The organism is Hymenobacter sp. BT18 (genome assembly GCF_012273015.1).
GTDB lineage: Bacteria > Bacteroidota > Bacteroidia > Cytophagales > Hymenobacteraceae > Hymenobacter > Hymenobacter lutimineralis.
The window spans coordinates 1,637,538-1,660,503 of the sequence record NZ_CP050954.1; the positions used below are offsets into that span (position 1 = coordinate 1,637,538).

General features: G+C 58.0%; 17 protein-coding genes. 9 read left to right on the forward strand and 8 right to left on the reverse strand.

Features of this window, described 5'->3' with window-relative positions; all coding sequences use genetic code 11:
• Window positions 1-13: 13 nt before the first annotated feature.
• Complete coding sequence (locus tag HER32_RS06865; RefSeq protein WP_168681360.1) at window positions 14-625, reverse strand: DinB family protein; 612 nt, start codon at window positions 623-625, stop codon at window positions 14-16.
• A 287-nt stretch (window positions 626-912) separates the two neighbouring features.
• Here HER32_RS06865 and HER32_RS06870 point away from each other — a divergent pair, with 287 nt between their 5' ends.
• Both HER32_RS06870 and HER32_RS06875 read left to right on the forward strand, forming a co-directional pair.
• Window positions 913-1,278, forward strand: coding sequence for an Hpt domain-containing protein (locus tag HER32_RS06870; protein WP_168681361.1), 366 nt, complete (start codon window positions 913-915; stop codon window positions 1,276-1,278).
• A gap of 55 nt (window positions 1,279-1,333) precedes the next feature.
• Window positions 1,334-2,053, forward strand: a complete 720-nt coding sequence (locus tag HER32_RS06875) for a LytR/AlgR family response regulator transcription factor (RefSeq protein WP_168681362.1) — start codon at window positions 1,334-1,336, stop codon at window positions 2,051-2,053.
• A 23-nt stretch (window positions 2,054-2,076) separates the two neighbouring features.
• On the opposite strand, the gene HER32_RS06880 is transcribed toward HER32_RS06875, so the two are convergent.
• Window positions 2,077-3,462 carry a hypothetical protein gene (locus tag HER32_RS06880; protein ID WP_168681363.1) on the reverse strand — a complete coding sequence of 462 codons (1,386 nt, stop codon included), beginning with the start codon at window positions 3,460-3,462 and terminating at the stop codon, window positions 2,077-2,079.
• Between the two features lie 711 nt (window positions 3,463-4,173).
• Here HER32_RS06880 and HER32_RS06885 point away from each other — a divergent pair.
• From HER32_RS06885 to HER32_RS06895, 3 genes are all read left to right on the forward strand, one after another.
• The gene (locus HER32_RS06885) at window positions 4,174-5,889 is read left to right on the forward strand and encodes an ABC transporter substrate-binding protein (RefSeq protein WP_168681364.1); all 1,716 of its coding nucleotides are present in this window, start codon (window positions 4,174-4,176) and stop codon (window positions 5,887-5,889) included.
• A 3-nt stretch (window positions 5,890-5,892) separates the two neighbouring features.
• Complete coding sequence (locus HER32_RS06890; RefSeq protein ID WP_149070855.1) at window positions 5,893-6,969, forward strand: ABC transporter permease; 1,077 nt, start codon at window positions 5,893-5,895, stop codon at window positions 6,967-6,969.
• 151 nt (window positions 6,970-7,120) lie between these two features.
• Window positions 7,121-7,966 (forward strand): ABC transporter permease, encoded by an 846-nt coding sequence (locus HER32_RS06895; protein ID WP_149070856.1) that lies wholly within the window; start codon window positions 7,121-7,123, stop codon window positions 7,964-7,966.
• Window positions 7,967-8,512: 546 nt separating this feature from the next.
• Here the strand turns inward: HER32_RS06895 and HER32_RS06900 are convergent.
• The gene (locus HER32_RS06900; protein ID WP_168681365.1) at window positions 8,513-10,561 is read right to left on the reverse strand and encodes an OmpA family protein; all 2,049 of its coding nucleotides are present in this window, start codon (window positions 10,559-10,561) and stop codon (window positions 8,513-8,515) included.
• 13 nt (window positions 10,562-10,574) lie between these two features.
• Entirely contained in the window at window positions 10,575-11,639 is a 1,065-nt protein-coding gene (locus HER32_RS06905; RefSeq protein ID WP_168681366.1) for a tetratricopeptide repeat protein, read from the reverse strand.
• Between the two features lie 264 nt (window positions 11,640-11,903).
• On the opposite strand from HER32_RS06905, the gene HER32_RS06910 reads away from it, so the two are divergent.
• Window positions 11,904-12,326, forward strand: a complete 423-nt coding sequence (locus HER32_RS06910) for a BrxA/BrxB family bacilliredoxin (protein ID WP_149070859.1) — start codon at window positions 11,904-11,906, stop codon at window positions 12,324-12,326.
• Between the two features lie 91 nt (window positions 12,327-12,417).
• A complete protein-coding gene (locus HER32_RS06915) occupies window positions 12,418-13,137 on the forward strand; it encodes a GNAT family N-acetyltransferase (RefSeq protein WP_168681367.1) in 720 nt (239 codons plus the stop codon).
• A gap of 86 nt (window positions 13,138-13,223) precedes the next feature.
• Here HER32_RS06915 and recQ read toward each other — a convergent pair whose 3' ends face one another.
• Window positions 13,224-15,425 (reverse strand): DNA helicase RecQ, encoded by a 2,202-nt coding sequence (gene recQ, locus HER32_RS06920; RefSeq protein ID WP_168681368.1) that lies wholly within the window; start codon window positions 15,423-15,425, stop codon window positions 13,224-13,226.
• Between the two features lie 160 nt (window positions 15,426-15,585).
• On the opposite strand from recQ, the gene HER32_RS06925 reads away from it, so the two are divergent.
• Together HER32_RS06925 and HER32_RS06930 are read left to right on the forward strand one after the other, a co-directional pair.
• The gene (locus HER32_RS06925) at window positions 15,586-16,563 is read left to right on the forward strand and encodes an SIS domain-containing protein (protein ID WP_168681369.1); all 978 of its coding nucleotides are present in this window, start codon (window positions 15,586-15,588) and stop codon (window positions 16,561-16,563) included.
• Between the two features lie 93 nt (window positions 16,564-16,656).
• On the forward strand, window positions 16,657-17,742 hold the full coding sequence (locus tag HER32_RS06930; RefSeq protein ID WP_149070863.1) for a mannose-1-phosphate guanylyltransferase: 1,086 nt from the start codon (window positions 16,657-16,659) through the stop codon (window positions 17,740-17,742).
• Window positions 17,743-17,831: 89 nt separating this feature from the next.
• On the opposite strand, the gene HER32_RS06935 is transcribed toward HER32_RS06930, so the two are convergent.
• From HER32_RS06935 to HER32_RS06945, 3 genes are all read right to left on the reverse strand, one after another.
• Complete coding sequence (locus HER32_RS06935; RefSeq protein WP_149070864.1) at window positions 17,832-18,500, reverse strand: outer membrane beta-barrel protein; 669 nt, start codon at window positions 18,498-18,500, stop codon at window positions 17,832-17,834.
• A gap of 182 nt (window positions 18,501-18,682) precedes the next feature.
• Complete coding sequence (rlmB, locus tag HER32_RS06940; protein WP_149070865.1) at window positions 18,683-19,651, reverse strand: 23S rRNA (guanosine(2251)-2'-O)-methyltransferase RlmB; 969 nt, start codon at window positions 19,649-19,651, stop codon at window positions 18,683-18,685.
• A gap of 214 nt (window positions 19,652-19,865) precedes the next feature.
• On the reverse strand, window positions 19,866-22,859 hold the full coding sequence (locus tag HER32_RS06945) for a DUF2723 domain-containing protein (protein WP_168681370.1): 2,994 nt from the start codon (window positions 22,857-22,859) through the stop codon (window positions 19,866-19,868).
• Between the last annotated feature and the right edge of the window lie 107 nt (window positions 22,860-22,966).

The window sequence follows — 22,966 nt, forward strand, 5'->3', positions numbered from 1 at the left end:
CAGTTTCGAAGCGCTACTCAGTTTCGAAGGTGGCGGGCTTAGTGGAACCAGCGGCGGGTTTGTTGTCCAGCACTTGCTCCGCCTGCAGTAGATGGCGCTCCAAGTGCAGCACCAAGGCCTCCAGCTGATCGGTGAGGCGCAGACGCAACAGGGGAATAACGGGGTTGGGAATACGCACCCGGTTGGCATTCACCTCTCGGGCTACGGCAATAATGCGCAGCAGCTCATCGAGCTGGCGACCAAAAACTTCTACGACCGTGCGTGGCAGACGGGACCCGCTCGGGGCGTACTGCTGAGGTGCTTTCAAGGGCTTCTCACTGGCTGGTGTGCGCATAGCGTCCACCAGCTTACGGCCGAAATAACCATGCTTCACTAGCTCGGCGGGGCGGCTACCCTGCTGCCGGGCCAGGCGCACGCGGCGCATCATATCCGGCAGGTAGTGCCCCCCCATAATATTGAGGTGTTCCAGGCACTGACCTACGCTCCACTTGCCGGGTCCGGGCCGGCGGTTTAGCTCCTGCACATCCAGCGGCCGAAAGCGCGCATTGGTTATTTCCTGCGCCTGGCGGACGCTTTGTTCCAGCTGGTCGAGGAATTCGGTGGTGCGGGTGGGCGAGGCAGACATAATAACAGACCAATAGCAGTGGCAGCGGGCCAAGGTACGCGAAGCGGCGCGTTTAGCCAACCTTTTCGGCCGCGTGGCTGTCAGTGGCCGCCTCTACCAGCGGCTTCGCCCCCCGCAATACGCATTCGATTTGCCGGTATATACGGCTACGGCATGGTAGCGGACCACTTTTATGCGTACTTGCCAGGCACCTAACCCCCACGTAGAGCTCAACGTTAAAATCAGATACCCTACGGCTGCTTACCACCGCTGCCAGGCCCCGATAACCAGCCTACTCTCCTTGCTTTATGCCTACCTCCCCCCCGCCCGATGCATTAATTCCCGACTGGAGCCTTCTGGAAGAACTGGCGGGCAGCAACACAGGATTCATCCGGCGGATACTCGAAACCTTCCTGCAACAGGCCCCTGCGCACTACCAGGCTTTCCGGGCCGCCGCCCGGGCCGCCGATTTTCCGCAGCTGGCCCGCGAAGCGCACAGACTGCGCGGACAGTTGGCTTATTTTGGCCTGGCAAACCTTGTCAGCCAACTGGAACAGCTGGAAGCCGCCGCCAAAACCGCAGACCCCGGGGCGTTGCCTGCAACCGAGCACATTGCCCACCAGCTGCTGCTGGTCTTGCCCCTGGTAGAGGCACGCTGCCAACGACTACCTTAAATCCGGAAGTCCCGCTCACCCCGTACCTTGCAGCCTCTCTTCAGTTCTGCCCCGTATGCCCTCTTCCCCCGCTCCCATGCGCTGCCTTATCGTCGACGACGACCCGTTAGCGGTACAGATTGTTGGCAACTGCATCACCAATACACCCTTCCTGACGGCCGTGGGCCATTACCATAGTGCTGTAGAGGCGGCCGAGCACCTGCGCACTTCCCCCGTCGATTTGCTTTTTCTGGACGTGGAGATGCCGCTGATGTCGGGCTTAGAGCTGCTGGGCACTTTTCCCAATCCTCCCCTGGTGGTACTCATCACCTCCAGTAAGGAGTATGCCGTGGCCGCCTTCGAGTTTTCAGTGGTCGATTACCTGGTGAAGCCCATCAGCTATGCCCGGTTTCTGAAGGCCGCGCAAAAAGCCCTCGACCAGTTTTCCAGCACTGGCACTGAGGCCGAACCAGCCCCCGACTCGGCGGATTTCACCTTTGTGAAGGTAGATAACAAGCTGGTGAAAGTGCTGTTTGATGAAGTCCGCTACGTGGAGGCCCTGGGCGACTACGTGCACATCGTCACGGGCCAGAGTAAGCTCATTGTGTACAGCACCATGCGGGCCGTGGAGGAGAAGTTTCCGCCGGCTTTGTTTGTGCGCGTGCACCGCTCGTTCATCGTGGGGCTGAAGTGGATTCAGGCCATTGAAGACAATGCCATTATCATCGACCAAAAGTCCATTCCCATTGGGCAGACATACCTGCGGGATGTAACGCAGCGCTTGAATAAGTTCTAGGCCAGGTTGTTTGGGGGCGGCTTTTAGCTCTGTTCTGGCTGCATCAGCTGCAGAGCCAGCTGCCACATGTTCTCGTAGGGAATGATTTCGGTACCGGCAAAGGCCTCACCAGGCATGGGCGTCTGCGCCAGCTTAGCGAGTAGCGGCTGCCCTTTACGCCGACACACCACCACATCGAAGTTTTCTGTGACCGTGAGCTGCAGCAACCGGAAAAACAGCCGGCTGCGCAGGGCCGCCGCCTCCCGCAGGTGGGTACCGGCATATTTGCGCAAGCCTTCGAGGCGGGAAAGCAGTTCCTCCAGGTTGCGCTGCTTGAGGTAGTACATGAACTGCAGAATGAGAATGGCCACGTTCAGGCCCTGCTTATCGCGGCTGTATTCGGGAAGCACGTGCATCAGCTGGGCAAAATGCAGGTTGCGCACCGGTAGGTTTTCCGGCGCCACAAAGTTCAGGTAAGCGCGGTATAGCTCCCACCGCTGCTGGGCAGCCGTGCGCAGCTTGCTAAAAAACGGATTGTCGAGGGCCATCTTTAGCAGCTCGGCGGCCTTGCGGTACTCGCCGGCATGCATAGCCAGCAGCAGGTAGTGCTCCATGAACACAAACCAGTTGCCCGACGACCGGTGGAAGGCACTGAGATACTGCGCCGCCAGGCGGAGCCCTTCCTGCAAGCGCCGCGCCTGCAAGTGAGCAAACACGCTGTAGAACATATTGTAGCGCCGGTCAAAGCGCTTGGCGTTCAGCTTACCCGCTTCCCAAAGCGTTTCCGATTCACTGGTCGTCCGGATGATGCCTTCGTAGTCCCCAATCAACTCCTGCTGCATCAGACGCAGCTTGTACAGATGGTCGTACACCCGAAAGGTGGCAGCTCGCTGGTACAAAGCCTCCGTTTGCTGCACAAACTCCGGCAGCTTGGTGAGCAGTTGCTGCCGGATACGTACCTGGTCGGAGAGCATCATCTTGGCTTCCCAGAAAATGCGGCTGGCTTCCTGCTCAATCTGCAGGAGGTTTTCAGCCTGCGCCAGCTGCTTTATAACCCGTCGGTAATGGCCTACCTGCCGCTGTTCAGCATATATCTGGCGCAAGCCCAGCAGGCTAGTTACCTCATGCTGGGTGAATTCGCCTTCGGAGGCCAGCCGCTGGCACCGGCGGTACAACTTCTCCGATACTACATACTCCCCTTCTCGCAGTAGCACCCCGGCCTGGTAAAGTAAATCCAGGCACTCCTGTTCATAGCGGCGGTATACCGGGTGGCGGGCATCGGTGTAATCCAGAAAAAATAAGTGACTAAATAGCTTGAGCTGCACCCGCGACTTGAGCTTGCGCAGCGCGGTCTGGCTAACAGCGCTGGTACTGCCGTAAAGCTCCCGGGCTGCCTGCAGCGTGGTTATATTGTCGCGGGTCTGCAACAACTGTAACAACTGCAGCTCTTTACTCTGACCTGGTTTCTGGGTAAAATCCAGTAACGGTGTTACTTTTAAGCGCCGATTGGTAACAATGCGGGCAATAGACGTCAATTCCTTCATCCAACTTCTCTGCCTAAGTACGTTTCCAGTTTCAGTGAGGCGTGCATGCCTGCCAGAATGGGCCGTTAATGTCTAAGAGAAACGCGCTACATGCTACCTAAACTCCCCGGTTTTTTGACCTCCGGATGTCACAAACCTAGCATGAATTTCACAAAGATTCACATTTTACATCGAGTATTATTAGGCTTAAATCAATTAAACCAGATTTGCCTAGCAAAAGAATGCAATTTCTATGAATCAAAGTTATAGTCCTCAATTATAGGTTTTCTTCCTTTACTGACGTATTTTTTTAGAGGAAATTCGGATCAAATCTTCAATCACTCTCAAAACTGCGTCCGACATGTTAGAACTTATTGCCCTCGCTCTGTTGCAGCTAGCTACCTTCTTCACGAATCCTAGTGCAACCACTACGGCGCCTAAGCCAACTAACACGCTCAATACCGGTGGAGGTAGCTGGGGCGAAGGTCAAGCAACTGAAACCGGTGGTGGCAGTTGGGGTGAAGGCCAGGTGAAAAAGCCATAATCCTGGCACTGCGCCTGCGCCATTCCAAATCTTGGGTATCTTGCCCGCAGCCGGCTAAATCCGGCCCCATCGGCATGTTCGGATTATGGTTTCGCACGGCGTTGCTTCTTGTGCTGTTGGCGTCCTGCCAGGCACCGTCCCCTCCTACGGCCCAGGTACGCATTCGTTGGGCGCGCGACCCGGAGTCGCTGCATCCGCACACGCTGGCGAATGCCATGGCCCTTCAGGCCGTTAACCTCACGTATCAAAGCCTGCTGGCAGTTGATGCTGTACACCAGCGGTTTGTTCCTTTATTAGCCGACTCATTGCCCGCTGTGCGGCGCAACGAGTCGGCTTCTTTTTTCACCTACCGGATTCGTTCGTCCGCTACCTGGGATGATGGGCAGCCCATTCTGGCCAGCGACGTAGCCTTTACGCTCCGAGCTATGCGCTGCCCCGGCCTGCCCAATGAGCGCATGCAGGCGCAGTACGGGTTTATCCAGGATATTTACATTTCCCCGAAGGATGCGCGCCGCTTCACCCTGGTATGTGCCCCCTACGCCCCGGACTACGTAACGCTGTCGGGCGACTTTGCTATTCTGCCGGAACACCTGCTCGACTCAGGCCGTATTCTGCGCCGCATTCCGCTGGCCCGCCTGGATTCGGCGGCGACCCGCCAGCCCGCAGTAGCGGCCGTAATTGGCCGCCTTGCCGCAGCAGGCCTCGAACGCTCCCCCGGCCGGTACGGTAGCGGCCCCTACCGACTGGTTGACTGGAAGCCAGGCCAGCAGCTGACACTGGAGCGCAAGCGCGCTTGGTGGGCCGATCCACTGCAGCGCACGGTTCCTCAACTGTTAGCCCGCCCGCAGCGCATCAGCTTTCAGATTATTCCGGACCAGACGACGGCGCTGCTCGCCCTCCGTCGTAATGAGGTAGATGTTTACGCAGGAATTCCACCAGCCGATTTTGCGCGGCTTCAGTACTCCGCCTCTGATACAGCCCGCCTGGGCCTCTACACCCCCGATTCTTACGAAATGATTGTGGCGGGCTACAACACCCGGAAGCCTACCTTCAGTAACGCCCTTGTTCGCCAGGCCATCAGCCATCTTATCAACGTGCCCGGCATCCTCAAGGGCGCCGTGCACAACCTGGGCTATGCCAGTGTAGGCATGATCAGCCCACATCAACTCCTTTTCTATAACGATAGTCTGCAGGCCGATACTTTTGACCCCGCCGCTGCAACAGCCCTGTTACGCCGAGCGGGCTGGCGCCAAACGGCCGACGGCAAGTGGCAGAACCCCGCGTACGCAGTATCCCCCCTGGCTTTCACCATCAGCTACCGGGCCGGAAACGCTGCGTATGAGTTCATTGCCCTGCAGCTTCGGACCGCGGCCGCCCGCATTGGTATTACAGTGCAGCTACAGCCTGTAGAAAGCTCCCTGCTTACGCAGCAACTGCAGACCGGAAACTTCGATTTGTACCTGCGCTCAATCGTTGGCAACCCGTTTGCCCACAACTTCATCCCTCTGCTGCACTCCCGTAGTACCGGCGAAGCGGGCGGCAATTACACTGGTTTTGGCTCTCCCGCTACTGATCGGCTACTGGAGCGACTGGCGGCGGCCGAGGATACGGCCACCAAGCGCACATTGCTCCGCCACTTTCAACGCATCATTCAACGGGAACGGCCTCTGCGGGTGTTGTACTTCACTCGCAACCCCATTGCCATAACCAAGCGCTTTACCAACCTGGGGCTATCGAGCCTGTCGCCGGGGTATGAGGTAACGGGGTTTGTGGAGCAACCAAGGCCCTAGCCCATGGCAAGGAGGATTTTGTATGGGGTGCTCAGGCCCTTGTTCTGGCTTTGGCTGCTGGTCTCGGTTATCTTCCTGCTAACTCGGCTGGCCGCGCCCACCCCAACAGAGCAACTGGGACACCCTACTACAGCTTCGGTAGCCTCCCCGGAAAAGCTCCGGGCGGCCCAATGGGCCCTGCGTCACCGGCTGGGGCTGGACCTGCCCTTGTTTTACTATTCTGTGCAGCCCCACCCGCGCTATGGCAGTTGGATTCCCTCGGCCCAGTGGCATGGTAGTGGTAACCAGTACCACCAGTGGCTACGACAGCTGGCAGCCGGCAGCTTGGGCAACTCCTACCGCGACGGCCGCCCGGTGACTACAGTGCTGCTGGATACAGTACCCAATACCTTATTGCTCACCTTGCCGGCTGCCATTGGCACGATTGGTTTTTCCTTATGGGCGGGGCTTTGCCTGACGGGCCGTCGCTGGTGGCAGCGCTGGGTGTTGGGTTTGTGCGTAGGCCTAGATGCAGTTCCGCTTTTTCTAGTGGCCACCACGCTGGTGCTGGTACTTGCCAATCCTGATGCGCTTAACCTCTTTCCTGCCTACGGAGCACCTGAGGCCTTATTTGAGACGCCCGGGCTCTGGACCAGAGCCACTCACTATATGTATTACTTCTTCCTTCCTATTAGTAGTCTGTTGGTGGTGACGGTGCCCGGATTTATCCTGCAGCTCACGGCGGCCCTGAATCGGGAGGTAACCATGCAGTACACTATCACCGCTCGTGCCAAAGGCCTAAGCAGTGAGCAGGTATTGCGGCAACATCTGCTCCGTAACGCCCTGCTGCCGTTTATCACTTTGCTTACCGACCTGCTTCCGGCCCTGCTGGCCGGGGCCGTAGTAGTAGAGGTCATTTTTGCGCTACCAGGCATGGGACGGTTGTTGGCAGAGGCCGCTGCCACCCGCGACCATCCCATACTGTTGGGTGGTGTGCTGCTCATAGCCATGGCCCGGCTGCTCTCTTATTGGTTGGCCGATGGACTCTATGGTTGGGCCGACCCCCGATTACGCAGCACCAGCACGCCCGCTCATGCCTAAACAACCTTGGTATTGGTGGGTAGCCCTGGGTTGGTTGGGAATACTTCTCCTACTCTCACTGAGCGCCCCATTCTTTCCACTCCCCTATCAACCGGGGCAAACGGATGTTTACGCTATTATCAGTCCACCCGGGGCATCACCCGGGCACGAGTTGGGTACCGATGCTCTCGGCCGTGACGTACTGACCGAGCTGCTCTTTGGCGCCCGCACCCTCCTGCAAGTGAGCCTGCCCGCTACCTTGTTGCTCACGGTAGTGGCAACGCTACTTGGAACGAGTGCGGGCTATTGGGGCAACAACCGGTGGTACTTGCCGCGGGCTACGGGCGTAGCAGCCCTGTACGGGCTTGTCATTTGCCTACTATATCTGCCCTTGACCGGCCAAGAGGAAAAAGTTGTGCTGCCGTGGGGGCTCTGGCTGCTGCTGATGCCGTTACTGAAGCTTCTGGTGGGAAAAACGCGTTGGGGGCAAGTCAGGAAGCCGGCCCCACTCGACACTTGGATACTTACCTTGGCGGCTTTGCTCAGCTCGGTTCCCAGGCTTATTCTGCTGGTGGGCCTAGCGGCGGTGCTGCCTTTGTCCCCGGTTTCGGCAGTGCTGGTGCTGGGCCTTCTGTTCTGGCCCGGCATGATGCGGCTGATACGGGCCGAAATGCGCCGCATACGCGCCTTGCCCTATATTGAGGCCGCGCAGGCTCTGGGGCTTACAGAGCCGCAAATCCTGGTTCGGCACGCAGCTCCAGCCCTGAAAGGCCTAGTCCTCTCTTCTTTTCTGCTTTATCTGGCCCTGGTTATTGCGCTGGAAACTACGCTGTCGTTTTTGGGTATTGGCCTACCAGCTGAGCACGCCAGCTGGGGCCACTTGCTGGCCGCTGCCCGCCTGGCGCCGGAAGCATGGTGGGTAGTGCTTTTCCCAGGCGGGTGCCTGCTGCTCACACTTCTCAGCATCCGCGTGTTGGCTGGCAGTCAAAAAAATAAGGCCGGTAGCCACTTAAAATAATTGACCGAACGTCACAAAACGGCTGATTTGATCCAACAAAACACGCAGCAAACCTCTTATTGGCAGCACTTAAAGCATAGTCCAAAGCCGTTTTCACGGTATAATCTTATGCTTATCTATGTCACAAATACAGCCAATACTTCCTTTCCAACTCTTTAACGCACCCCTATACTTGCATAGTAATTCGGCAGTAACCAATTGCTACCCACACATTCTTCTTGGCTTTTGCGGCCTTGCTCTTTCAGCTGCTGAAGCAGTAGGCCTCAAAAAAGAAGAATAACCCCGGCGGTAGCAAAGCCCCCTCGAAACGCGAGGCGGCCGGTTTCCAGCCGATATCCGCTGCCCCCTCCTGGCAGTGGATGAAAGATGAAGTTTAACGGGTGGGTTTTTATAAACTACCCGATTATTGTTGCAATAGGTGTGTAGAAAAACCGTTGGCTATGCCTGCGGTTTTTTTGCGTTTAGCCCAACCGCAAAACGCTAACGCCGCTCCTCACTTTATAGTGAACGAGCGGCGTTGACGCTTGGCAGGCCGGAAAGAAGGGATTATTTTTCCAACACCTTAAATTCGGTGCGGCGGTTTTGCTGCCGTCCTTCTTTGGTGGTGTTGGAAGCCACTGGCTGGGTAAGCCCGTAGCCCGCGAAGGTGAGGCGACCTTTGTCGATGCCCTTGGTGATAAGGTAATCGACCACCACCCGGGCGCGGTTTTCGGAGAGCTTCTGGTTGTAGGCTGGGTTGCCCACATTGTCGGTGTGGCCGGAAATTTCGATGCGCAGCTTGGGCGTTTCGTTGAGCAGGGCAACCAGGCGCTCCAGCTCGGCGGTGCTCTCCTTACGCAGCGTCGATTTGTCGGTGTCGAAGAAGATGTTGTTCAGCACCACCTTCACGCCCACGTTCAGCTTCTTGAGGGCTACATCCTTCACCACTTCCGAATAAGCAGCGCCGGCCGGCAAATCAAAGTTTTCGGAGTGAAACAGGTAGCCTTCCTGCCGCACCACAATCCCGTAGTTGATGCCTGACGGCAAGGATACCAGGTAGCGGCCCGACTGTGAGTTGGAGCGGAACGAGGCAATGGTCTGACTTTTCTGGTTGTCTACCACGTCGATGGTGGCTTCCAGCGGCTGCTTGCTTTCGGCGTCGGTAACTACCCCTTTTAGGATAGTTACCTGAGTGGTTGCTACAGGTACGGCGGCGGCCAGCACGGTTTCTTTTACGGGAGCTACGCGCGAGGCCAGCAGCTGGTCTTCGTTGCTGAGTACGGGCGGCTTTTCGGGCCCCAGGAAGGTAATCTGGTAAATATCCTTGCTACCCTGTCCATCGTCGCGGTAGGAAGAGTAGTAGCCGTGGCGGCCCGAGGCGGAAATCACGAAGAAAACGTCATCGTCGGGTGTGTTGATGGGCCAGCCCAGGTTTTCGGGCTTGCTCCACTTGCCATTTTCGTATACCGATTTAAAGATGTCGTAGCCGCCCATGGAGTTGTGACCCTCCGAGGAGAAGTACATGGTTTTACCATCGGGGTGCATGAACACGCCTTCCTCTCCGTAGGGCGTATTGATGACCGGACCCAGGTTTACGGCCTTGCCTTTACCTTCCAGCTCTATCTTATAAATGTCGCGGCTGCCAAGGCCGCCCTCGGGCTGGTCGCTCACGTAGTACAGCATGCGCCCGTCGGGCGAGTAGGAAGCCGACGATTCGTGGGCGTTGGTGTTCACGCGCTTGCCCAGCGTCTGGGGCTTGCTCCACTTGTTGCCGCGCAGGTCGCACTCGTTCAGGTCGCCGCCGTTGTTTTCTACGTAGATCAACATGCGCTGCCCATCCGGGGCCAAGCCTACGGTGGCATCGTGGCCTTCCGTATTTACCGGATCGGCCAATGCCTTGGCCGGCCCCCATTCTTTACCGTTCCGCGTAGCCTGGTAGATATCCTCGAAAAACCCACCCGACTCTGGGTCGGTTTGCCCACCCGTGGAGTTGTCGCGCCTGGAGGTGAAGAGAATAACCGACTCGTCGGCGGAAATAACCGGTCCGTAATCCGGAAATGGGGAGTTCACGCCGGGCCCGACGTTATCAATGAATACGCGGGTTGGCTTTTTCATCAGGGCTAAGCCCGACTCGCACTCGGTGATATGCTTGCGAATTTCCTGTTGCTGGGCCAGGGCATTTTTAGCGCCGGCAGGCGGGGTAGCCTTCTTATACTCGGCAATGGCTTCCTGCCAGCGGGCATTCAGGTGCAGCCCGCGGCCGAGCAGGTAATGCATCCGCGGATCTACCTGCTCATCCAGCTCGAAGGCTTTCTGCAGATACGTCAGGCTACGCGGCCGAAACCCGGAGTTCAGGTAGCAGTCCCCGATTTTAAGGTTGAGTTGGGCATTATTGGGGTTGAACTTCTGGGCTTCGAGGTAGTAAGGCAGCGCCCGTTCGTACTTGGGCGGATCGGCGAAATACCACTCGTCCCCGGTCTTAATAGCCTTCTGAGCCGCTTTCAGGCCCTCCTTATCGTTGCCGAATCGGTCTTTGCTAAACTCCACGCTTTGGGCCGAAGCCGAAACCGCCAGCAGCAGCGTCAGGGCCAGCGCGGCCAGTCGAGTAAACTTCATTGCGTTTTTCACCTTAGTCGCAGGCAGCATTAGCGTAGGCAGATCCATTTTCCAGTCCCAGCTCGGCGGCTTTGCGCCAGTCCTGGCACGCACCATCGGCGTCGCGGAGCATTTCGCGGGCGTGGCCGCGGTTGAGGTAAGCCTCGGCATACTGGGCATTCAGGCGAATGGCCTGGCTAGCATCGTCGGCGGCTTTTTTGTACTCCTCCAGTTTTAGGTGGGCGGCCGCGCGGTTGTTGTAGGCAAAGGCGTAGCCGGCGTTCAGGGTAATAGCCTGCGAGAAATCAGCCACTGCTCCTTTGTAATCCCCGGCATCAAACCGGGCGCTGCCGCGGTTGTTGAACGCTACGGGGTTGTCCGTCACCTTATTCAGATAGGCCGAGAAGTCGGCTAGGGCGCCTTTCAGGTCGCCGGCCCGGCGCTTGGCACTGGCCCGGTTCAGCAGGGCCGGCAGTAGTTCCGGCTGCAGCTTCAGGGCCTGGTCGTAGTCCTGCACGGCGGCGGCGTAGTTGCCCAACTGACGCTGAGCACTGCCCCGGTCGTGGTAGGCATAGGCGTAGGCAGGGTCGGCTTTCACGGCGGCGGAGAAATCGGCTAAGGCCTCTTTGAAGTTGCCTTTCTCGAACCGCAGGTCGCCGCGGTAGTACCAGGCAGGGGCATAGTCGGCTTTCAGCTCCGTAGCTTTGGTATAGTCCTGCTCAGCGGCATCGGCCTGGCTCAGGGCCTGCCGGGCCTGGCCCCGGCCAAAGTACGCCGTAAAGCTTTCGGGCTCCAGCTTAATGGCCTGATCGTAGTCCTGCACGGCCTGGTCGTACTCCTTCAGCTCGTAGCGGGTAGCGGCCCGGTTGTAGAAGGCCTTGGAAAAGTCGGGACGGGTAGCCAGGGCCCGGTCAAAGTCCTGGATAGCGGCCCGGTAGCTTTTCTGGTTGAACTTGGCAATGCCGCTGTTGTAGAGCTTTTCGGCCAACTGCGCCGGGGGCAGCGTAGTGGCCCGCACGGTATCTACCTGCGCCTGCACGGGCCGTGCCAGCACACCCGCCAGCATTAGGGCCGCCGTAACGGTAAACGTTGTTTTCATACTTCGGTGGAGGAATGGCCCAGGTGGTGCCACCCGGTATAAATGTACTTTGCTTTCCGAATACTCCCAACCCAATCAGGATTCTTTCCCAACAATTGAAATTTAGCAAGCCAAGCGGCCACCACATGGGCGGGCGTGGCCTTTTAGCTGGTTTCAGCCATCCGCTGAAACCTTTCGAGTGGGCTGGCACTTATTGTTTGCGTAATTTTACTGGCCGATCTTTTCAGCTTCTGCTTTTCTTCTTTTTTGCATTTCCCTACAAGTATGGCAACGTACCCCGAATACATGGTGGCTCCCATCCGGCAAGACCTGGTGGAAGCCGGTTTTGAACAATTGATGACGCCCGAGGAAGTGGACGAAGCCTTGCTGCCCACTACCGGCACGGTACTGGTTGCCGTGAACTCGGTTTGCGGCTGCGCGGCGGCCAAAGCCCGCCCCGCCCTCAAGCTGGCCCTGGCCAGCACCGACAAAAAGCCCGCAAAGCTGGTAACCGTGTTTGCCGGAATGGAAACCGAGGCCGTGGCCAAGGCACGTGAGCACATGCTCCCCTACCCTCCTTCCTCGCCCAGCATTGCGCTGTTCAAAGACGGCGAGCTGGTGCACATGATTGAGCGTTACCACATCGAAGGCAACGACATGATGCGCATCGTGGACAACCTGCAGGGCGCCTTCGCGGAGTACTGCTAAGCAAGCCCAGGCTTCCCAAAGAGCCGAAAACGCCGCTGGCTATTTGCCGGCGGCGTTTTTATGTTTACTGCCCTCACGCTGCCTTCTTGCTATGCACCCTCACATCGAACCCCTGGCCTGGGACACGAAATTCCTCGGCATGGCCGTTGGCCGCCTGCACGGCAGCGCCATCGGCGCAGCAACGTTGCGTGCAGCAATCCACGAAGCCCGAGGTGCAGGATGGGCGCTACTCTACTGGTCTGTAGCCGCCACCGATGCCGTTTCCCAGGCCGCAGCCCAGGACAGCCAGCTACCTATTGCCGACCACCGGGTAACATATACCTTGGCAGTGCCCCCAGCCGGAGCCGACAGCTTACCCGCGCAGGTTGCCCCTACCACTGTTCTATCCGCACCGCTGCTGGCTCTGGCCTTCCAGAGCGGCCATTTTTCCCGCTTTCGTACTGACCACCGCTTTGCCCCAGAGGTTTTTGAGCGGCTTTATACCCACTGGATCCGCCAATCGGTGCGCGGGGAGCTGGCCCGGGAAGTGCTGGTTTTCCGTGCGTCGCCCACGGCACCCGAGGTGGGCCTGCTTACGCTGCGCCCCGAGGCCGATGCGGTAACCATTGGCTTACTGGCGGTGGATGAGCGGGCCCGCAAACAGGGAATTGGGGGGGCGCTGCTCCAGGTAGCCCAACAGCGGGTACGGGCCTGGGGCTTCCAGCGCCTGACGGCCGTTACCCAGCGCAACAACCTGGCTGCATGTCAGTTCTACGAAAACGCCGGATTCCAGCCTAGCCAGGAAGAGTACCTGTACCATCTTTGGCTCTAAGCCAAAAGCCTTATCGTGTTTCGCTCAAAAGACAAACAGCCCGGATACCAGGTGGTATTCGGGCCGCTTGCGGTAAAACAGGGAGGCTAGTTGGCTACCTCGCTCAGGAACTTGATGCGCATCAGGCGCAGGTCTTCTTCCGTGTATTCATCATCACCGAGCTCCTTCAGAGCCACGGCAATGTTATCGGTGCTGGCCGACATGAAGTAATCGTAGATTTCTCCCTGCCGCTCCTCATCCAGTACGGAGTCGATATAATAGTCGAGGTTGAGCTTGGTGCCGGCGTAGCAGATATGCTCAATTTCCTCCATCAGCTCCCGCATGTCGATGCCCTTGGAGGAAGCAATTTCCTCCAGGTCCATCTTCTTGTCGATCTGCTGGATGATGTAAATCTTGATTTTCGACTTGTTGACAGCTGATTTTACCACCACGTCGGCGGCCGTCATAATGTCGTTTTCTTCGACGTACTTTTTGATCAGGTCCAGGAACGGGCCACCGAATTTCTGGGCCTTGCCCTGTCCTACACCCGATACGTGGGCTAGGTCTTCCATCTTCACGGGGAAGGTGGTAGCCATTTCCTTGAGTGAAGGGTCCTGGAACAGCACATAGGGCGGCAGGCCTTTCTGATGTGCTAGCTTTTTGCGCAAAGCCTTCAGCATGTCGAAGAGGGCGGCATCATGGCCGGCGGCCTGCTGAACTTCTTCCTGCTCGGCCTGCTCCTGCATTTCCTCCTCGTAGTTATGATCCTTCGAGAGCTTGAAGCTGTAAGGAGCCACCAGAAATTCTTCGCCTTTGGGGCAGATGCGCACCACACCGAAGTTCTCAATGTCCTTGCCGAGCAAGCCCGCAATCATGCACTGGCGCAGCACCGAGTGCCAAAAGGCCACATCGTGGTCGTTTCCGGCCCCGTAAATCGGTAGCTTGTTGTGGCCGTAGCTTTCGATGTGGGGGTTGGTCAGGCCCGTGAGTACGCTGGTCAGGTGCTCGATGCCAAAGCGCTGCTCGGTTTGCACCACGGCCTGCAGGGCCAGCTTCACAAATTCCTTGCCCTCGAACTTCTCGCGTGGGTGCCGGCAGTTGTCGCAAAAGCCGCAGTCCTTCTCAAACGTTTCGCCGAAGTAGTGCAGCAGCTGCTTGCGGCGGCAAACCGCGGAATCGGCATAGTTAGCCATTTCCTGCAGCAGCAGCTTGCTGTTGTCGCGCTCCGTCACGGGCTTGTCCTTGTTGAACTTCTCCAGCTTCACGATGTCGTCGTAGCTGTAGAACATCAGGCAGTCCCCTTCCAGACCGTCGCGGCCGCCACGACCGGTTTCCTGGTAGTAGCCCTCAATGCTTTTGGGCGTGTCGTAGTGAATCACGAAGCGCACGTCAGGCTTATCGATGCCCATGCCAAAGGCGATAGTAGCCACCACTACATCGCAGTCCTCATTCAGGAAAGCATCCTGGTTAGCCATGCGCACCTGCGGGTCGAGGCCGGCGTGGTAGGGCAGAGCGCGCACGTCGTTCACGCGCAGCAGCTCGGCTATTTCCTCTACTTTCTTGCGGGAAAGACAGTATACAATGCCGGCCTGCCCTTTGCGCTGCTTCACGTACTGAATCAGCTGCTTTTTGGTCTGGTGCTTAGGCCGTACTTCGTAGTAGAGGTTGGTTCGGTTGAAGGAGGTCTTAAACACGGAGGCCTCGTCCATCTGCAGGTTTTTCTGGATGTCCAGCTGCACTTTAGGCGTGGCCGTGGCCGTAAGGGCTATGATAGGCACATCTACGCCGAGCCCGTCGATGATGCTGCGGATTTTGCGGTACTCAGGCCGGAAGTCGTGCCCCCACTCCGAGATGCAGTGCGCCTCATCGATGGCGACAAAAGAGATAGTAGCCTTCTGTAGAAACTCAATGGTTTCGTCTTTGGTCAGACTCTCGGGCGCTACGTACAGCAGCCGCACATCTCCGCTGATAACGTCCCGCTTCACCTTGTTCATCTCCGTCTTCGACAAGGTCGAGTTCAGGAACGCCGCGTTCACGCCAAAGGCGTTGAGCTGGTCTACCTGGTTTTTCATCAGGGCAATCAGCGGCGAAATCACAATGGCCGTGCCAGGCAGCACCAGCGCAGGCAGCTGATAGCAAAGGCTCTTGCCGGCACCGGTAGGCATAATCACGAAGGTGTTGTGGCCCTCAATGACGTTCTGGATAATGGCTTCCTGGGTACCGCGAAACTGGCCGTACCCGAAAACTTCCTTTAACTTGCCCTTCAGATCAGCAGCCGGCTGAGCGGCGGCTTGTTTAACGGCTGGCATGGACTTCCTCACTTCTCGGTTGGGGGATGCAGATGAGACTAACAACGAGGTTGTTTTCTCAATCTAGACAATTTTACGGTAGGGAGAAAGAGGATGAAGAATTAAGACAAACGCCGCTGTTTTCTGGCCCCTTCCCTCGCTACTTGATATCAAATTTAGATTGAAACCGCACAACGATACCAACTCCCTGGCAAAAAAAGTGCTTCTCGAAGAAGCCGATGCCATCCGTGGTGTAGCCGCTGCCCTCGACCAGCGCCCCGATTTCGCCAACTGCGTAGCCGCCATCCTCGCCCTGCAGGGACGCGTGGTGGTGACGGGCATTGGCAAAAGCGCCCACATTGCCAGCAAAATAGTGGCTACGCTGAACTCTACGGGCACTCCGGCCCTGTTTATGCACGCCGCCGACGCTATTCACGGCGACCTGGGCATGATCCTGCCCGAGGACTTTGTGATCTGCATCAGCAAGAGCGGCGACACGCCCGAAATAAAAGTGTTGGTGCCTCTGCTCAAGCGCAAAGGCACTGCCCTGGCCGCCTTGGTCAGCAATGCCGACTCCTACCTGGGCAAGCAGGCCGACTACGTGCTGCACGCCCCGGTAGAGCGCGAGGCCTGCCCGCACAACCTGGCCCCAACCACGTCTACCACCGCTGCGCTGGCCCTAGGCGACGCGCTGGCCGTGTGTTTGCTCGAAAGCCGCGACTTTACTTCCCAGGACTTTGCCCGCTTGCACCCGGGCGGTACGCTGGGCAAAAAGCTTTACCTGAAAGTGGGCGACCTGAGCCGCAACAACGAAAAGCCCCGTGTGAGCCTCGACGCGCCCCTCAAGGAAATCATCCTCGAAATATCGGGTAAGCGACTGGGGGCCACCGCTGTGCTCGACCCCGGAACCGACGCGTTGTGCGGCATCATCACCGACGGCGACCTGCGCCGCATGCTCACCAACTTCGCGCACCTCGACGACGTGCGGGCTCAGGATATTATGACCCAAGCGCCCGTAACGGTGGAAACCGACGATTTTGCAGCTGAGGCGCTTACGCGGATGCAGTTGCGCAATATTACCCAGCTGGTAGTGCTGGAGCATGGTCGGTTCAGCGGCTTTATTCACCTGCACGATTTGCTGCGCGAGGGATTGGTATAAGCTGCTATCCGGCCTCAGCGGACGCCGGAAAACCGTACCTTTCCCGGCACTTCGTTTTCCCACCCGGCGCGGGTTCCTGCGTCGTCAGCTTCTATGAACCCACACACCTACCTCGTCGTTATGGCGGGCGGCATTGGCAGCCGCTTCTGGCCGTTCAGCCGCACCCAGCATCCCAAGCAGTTTCACGATGTGCTGGGCGTAGGCCGCTCCATGCTCCAACTCACTATCGACCGTTTTCGGGGCATTTGCCCCGTGGAGAACATTCTGGTAGTCACCAACCGCGACTATACTTCCCTGGTGCAGCAGCACCTGCCGGAGTTGGCCGCCGACCAGATTCTGGGCGAGCCTATCGGCCGCAATACGGCGCCTTGCATTGCCTACGCCAGCTACCGCATTGCCCAGCGCGACCCGAACGCCGTCATCATCGTAACCCCGGCCGACCATGCGGTCTTCCACGAAGACGTGTTTCAGCGGGTTATCCGCCAAGCGGCTGAAGCAGCGCGGGAGCATAACATTCTTATTACGCTTGGAATTCAGCCCTCCCGCGCCGACACGGGCTACGGGTATATTCAGTTCCTGGACGAAGATGCTTCGTCGCTTGGTCCGCTGAAGAAGGTGAAAACCTTCACGGAAAAGCCCAATCCGGAGCTGGCGCAGATGTTTCTCGACAGCGGGGACTTTCTCTGGAACTCGGGTCTTTTTGTGTGGCGGGCCGAGGTGATTCTGCACGCGTTCCATCAGTACCTCAGCGACATTGCCGAAGTATTTGATGAAGGCCAAGACGTGCTGGGCACCCCGCAGGAGGAGGAGTTCATTGCTCAGGCTTATACCCGCTGCCGCAACATCAGCATCGACTACGGGGTGATGGAGAAGGCCGATAACGTGTACGTGCTGCCCGCCGACTTTGGCTGGAGCGACCTGGGCACCTGGGACTCCCTGCACCGCATGGGCCACCACGACGCGGAAAACAACGTGGTGGACGGCAACGCCCTCCTCTACGATACCAAGGAGTGCGTTATCAAAACGCCCTCCGAACGGCTGGTGGTGGTGCAGGGTCTCGAAGGCTACATCGTGGCCGAGTACGACAATGTGCTGCTCATCTGCAAGCGCACGGAAGAGCAGCGCGTAAAAGACTTTGTGGCCGATGTAAAATCGAAAAAGGGAACGGGGTATAACTAGCCATTTCCCTGCCGGCAACAAAGAAAAAAGAAGCCCGCTACACCAGGTAGCGGGCTTCTTTTTTACGAGCTATTCAGCACTGAAGGACGTCAGAAGGAAATAATAGCATTTACACGCACAGCCGGGGCTTGCTGAGTAGTGCGCGTAGTGTATTGCTGCGACGTGCCCAGGTTGCGGTCCGAGTTGTTGACGGTGTTGGGCGCCCGCAATACATCGTAGTACACTTCCGGATTAAGAGAAAACTGCTTCCACGTGCGCACCTTAAAGCCAATGCCAGTGCTGTTGCCGAATCCGTTGGATTTCACCGTCACGTCCGTGTCTTGGCAGCCGCAAAGGCCGCCGGTGTAGTTGCCTTCAGAAACAAATCTGCGGTAGTAAAAGTCGCTGAATACGTACAGCCACGGGGCCTTGGCAATGGGAGCATACTGCACGCCAAGGCGCAGGCGCAGGTCACGGGCAGTAGAGCTACCTACGGGGCAGTCGTTGCAGTTATTTACTTCCTGGGTTTTGTCCGAGCCAGTGGTGTAGCTAATGCCCGAACGCAATCCGAGACGCCCCAGGTTATAACGAAAAACGGCTCCGGAGGCCCACTGCGCCTTATTGTTGAGTTGGCTGCTCGCGTAGTTGTACGTCTGCTTGGCGAAAGGTGAATAATTCAGCAGTTCGACCCCGGCTTCGAAGCGCCGTGGCTGGTCCTGGGCACTGGCCGCGAAGCTTAGGGCAGTAAGCAACGCGAAGGGCAACGTAAATTTTAGCATAGATACATAAGCCTACAGGGTAGTTTACTGTAAACTATGCAGAGGAGCCGGACTTGCGGCCGCAAGTTGCAGTCCGCTTAAAAAACAACAGCCATGTCCGGCATTTCCTCAACCAGCCCGCTAAAAAGCAGCAAGCCCGCGGAAAGCGTTTTCCGCGGGCTTGTTAAAACATATTGGCCGAACTATTGGCCACTTTTCAAACGCTGACGGAGCACTTCGTAGAGCATAATGCCGCTGGCTACCGACACGTTGAGGGAGCTGATTTGGCCCGCCATGGGAATGCGCAGCTTGTGGTCGGCCAGCTTGAGGTACTCGGGGCTGATGCCGTCTTCCTCACTGCCCATAAGCACGGCCAGCGGCCCGCTCATATCCACCGTTTGCGCTTCGAGGCTGGCATCGGCCTTTTCGGTGCAGGCCACCACCTGCACACCCGATTCGCGCAGGAAGGTGAGCGTTTCCTTCAGGTTGGGCTCCCGGCACACCGGAATCAGGTTGAGGGCGCCGGCGGAGGTTTTCAGTGCGTCGCCGTTGATTTGGGCGGCTCCGCGGCTGGGCACCACAATGGCGTGTACGCCCATACACTCGGCATTGCGGGCAATAGAGCCGAAGTTGCGCACATCGGTGATGCGGTCCAGCACGAGCAGCAGCGGTGTTTTGCCCTCCTCATACAAGCCCGCCAGGATGCTATCCAGCGGCTGGTACTCAATGGGCGACACGAAGGCTACGGCGCCCTGGTGGTTTTTGCGCGTCAGGTCGTTGAGCTTCTCCAGCGGCACCAGGGACACGGGCACGTTGGCCTCCTTGGCTAGCTCCGTAATTTCCTGGGTGATACTGTTTTTGGTACCGCGCAGCAGATAGATTTTCTCCAGCGTGCGGTGAGCGTGCAAGGCCTCCAGAATAGGCCGCAGCCCAAATAGCATATCGATGCCGCGGTCGGCGGCCGGGCGGTGCGGGTAGCGGGGCTTATACTCTCCCCGGCCTTCCCCTCTATTGTCGCTGCGGCTATTGTCCCGGCTTTCACCCCGGTTATCATTCCGGTCATCGAAACGACCTTCGGCACGGCGGTTGTCGGGGCGGGGCACCGGGCGGTTATCGGCGTCGTAAAAAGGGCGGCTCTTCGGCTGGCGAGGACGGTCGTTGCGGTTTTCCATAGCTCCACGGCGGCGGTTCTGCGGCAAAGGCCGGGCGCCCCGATTCATGTTAAAGTAGAAGGCAAAGGTACGGCGTTTACCCGGTAACCTTTTGCAGGCTGGGTCCACTGGCCCCAGAAAGCTGGTCAGCCAGTAAAACTGGATGTTGCCCAAACGCCACCGGCCCCGCTTTGCAAGGCAAAACGGGGCCGGTGAGAAACAAGGGTTTTAAAATTTACTGCTGGGCTGGCATGTACTGCTGCATGAGGCCAAATGCCTTGGCTGCCCGCGTCTGGTCACCCACCCCATCGGCAGCCCGCGCCACACTCTGCAGGGTAATCAGGTTCTGCTGAATATCCTGGTCGTGCAGAGCCGGGTTGTGGGCCGTGTAATACGCCAACGCCAGCTGGGCGCGGTTCGTGAGCAAGTCCATAATCTGGTTGGCCCGCACCGTTTCGCCACCTTTTACCAGAGCAGGCACCAGTTGGGGCGTGTAAAAGTCGTAGGGAATGGCTGCATCAGGTATTCGGGTGAGGCACTGCACGGCTACCTCCTTGGCTTTAGCTACGTTGCCGGCCGCCAGGTAGCTATTGGCTAGGCGCGCAAACTTATCGTGGTAGTTCGCCGGGAAGCGCTGGCTGTTTTCATCGTAGTATACCGCTGGGTTATCCAGGTTGCGGTACGCAAACTTTTTCAGCAGGATGTTCTCCATCTGCTCCTTCACGATGTAGCCGTCGTCGCCGCTGCGGGGGTTGTAGTTCGGGTCGCGGGCGGGCAGAATACGGTAGGCCATGCCCTCCAGCTGGAAGTACGGCTCCAGGCCCATGTAGTCCTGGGAGTTGACAGTAGTACCAAAGTATACCGGGCGCTGCCAGTTGTTGGAAGCCAGAATATCCAGGATAGCCAGGTTTTTCTTTTCAATGGCGCCCTTGCCCATATTCCACTCCATGCGGTCCACAAGTTGACTGCGCCGCTCCGGAGCAATGATGCCCATTTTCTGCACCGCGGCCGTATCGATGGGCAGGAAGAATTTGCTGGTGGGGAACGAAAGCAGCATGGGGCCGCCTTCGCCGTAGCTAACCTGCAGCAAGGGGCTGTTTTGCTTTACCAGCGAAATAAACTCCCGCAGGTTTACTTCCTTCACCGCCGGATTTTCCACGTACGGCAGGTAGTCGTTGGTACCTTCTACGTACTGGGAGTGCTCCAAGGAAATCGGCAGCGGGGCCGACTTATACGACTGCCGCTTCATCTGGTCGATGTACCAGTCGGTGTTCATGTAGCTGAGCACGGCCACACGTACGTCGGTGCGGTAGCCTTCCACTTCCTGGGCATACCAGAGCGGGAAGGTGTCATTGTCGCCGTTGGTAAACAGAATGGCGTTCGGCGCGCAGCTGTCGAGCATGTTCTTGGCCGAATCGACGGAGATGTAGCGGTTGGACCGGTTATGGTCGTCCCAGCCCTGCGCCACCATGATGCCGGGAATCAGCAAGCCTACCAGCGTAGCTACGCCAGCCCGCAGCCCATCGGCCTTGAGGATGGTGCGCAGACCCTCGGCCAGGGCCATTACGCCCAGCCCAATCCAGATAGAGAAAGCAAAGAAGGCGCCCGTGAAGGTGTAATCCCGCTCGCGGGGCTCGATGGGTGGCTGGTTGAGATAAAACACAATGGCCAGGCCCGTGAACACAAACAGCAGGCCCACGATAAAGGCATTTTTGCCGTCGCGCCGGGTGTGGAAGAACAAGCCAACTAGGCCCAGGATGAGCGGCAGCGCAAGGAAGTTGTTGTAGGCGTTGCTCTCGGCCACGCGTTCGGGCAGGCCATTCTTGCTGCTGAACGGCGTGACTACGCCGGCCTGCTGCATGTCGCCCTTGCGGCCGACAAAGTTCCACAGGAAATAACGCCAGAACATGTGCCCAAACTGGTAGCGCACCATAAACGACAGGTTCTGGCCCATCGTCGGCTTCACATCCTCGCGGATATCTACCCACTTTTTGTACTGGTACAGGTGCTCGGGCGAGGCGCTGTAGAGGCGCGGCAGCAGCATCTTGTCCTCGGGCGCATACTCGTACTCCGTGCGCGGAGCGGCCTCGGCATACTGGTCGCCCTTGCGCACGTAGCGCTTAGCTCCTTCCTTCGACGCTATGGGCCGGGCATTAAATTGGGGCCCGTAGAGCAGGGGCCGGTCGCCGTACTGCTCGCGCTTAAGGTAGCTCACAAACGAGAGTACATCCTCGGGGTTGTTCTCGTTGATGGTGGGGTGGTAGGAGCTACGGATGGGGACAATCAGGTAGGAAGAGTACCCAATCAGAATAAACACAAACGACAGCAGCGCCGTGTTCAGCAGGCGGTTGCCGGTGCGGGCCGCGTAGCGGAAGCCCAGCCAGATGAGGGTGAGAAACAGCAGCAGGAAAATGATGATGCCCCAGTTAAACGGCAGCCCTACGCTATTGACGAAGAACACTTCAAACCCACCAGCCAGGGAAGGCAGGCCGGGGATAATACCTACCAGAATAACACCCACAATTACGCTGCTGATAACCAGCGTGAGGAAGCTACCCAACAGCGTGGGGGTGGCGTTTTTGCGGAAGTAGTAAATAAAGCCCAGGGCCGGAATAGCCAGCAGGTTGAGTAAGTGTACCCCAATCGACAGGCCAATGGCGTAGGCAATCAGAATCAGCCATTTGTCGGAATCGGGCTCATCGGCGCGGTTTTCCCACTTCAGCATCAGCCAAACTACTACGGCCGTGCACACCGCCGACATAGCATATACCTCGGCCTCTACGGCGTTGAACCAGAACGAGTCGGAAAAGGCAAACGCCAGCGCCCCGACTACGCCGCTGCCCAGAATCTGGATGGTTTGCCCGCTGGTGGGCTCCACAGCCCGGCCATCGGCTAGGCGAGCCTGGCCCACGACTATTTTCTTGGCCAGCATGGTGATAATCCAGAACAGGAACAGCACCGTGAAGGAAGAGCTAAGCGCCGACAGAGCGTTGATCAGGATGGGCACTTTGGTGGCATCGCCAAACGAAAGCAAGGACAACAGGCGGCCCAGCAGCAGGAACGTGGGAGCCCCCGGAGGGTGCGGTACCAGGAGTTTGTAAGAGCAGGCTATAAATTCGCCGCAGTCCCAGTAGCTGGCGGTAGGCTCTAGCGTGAGCAGATAGGTGAGGGTGGCCACGGCAAACACCAGCCAGCCCACCAAGTTATTCAGGCTTTTGTAACGACGCATTCCTTACTTGTTCAGAGAAGAGCCAAAAGTAGGCAATAAATCCGGCCGCGCCGCACCCGTGGCGGGCAGCCAGCCGCGGTACAGATGCAAAAAAAGCAGCCGGGGTT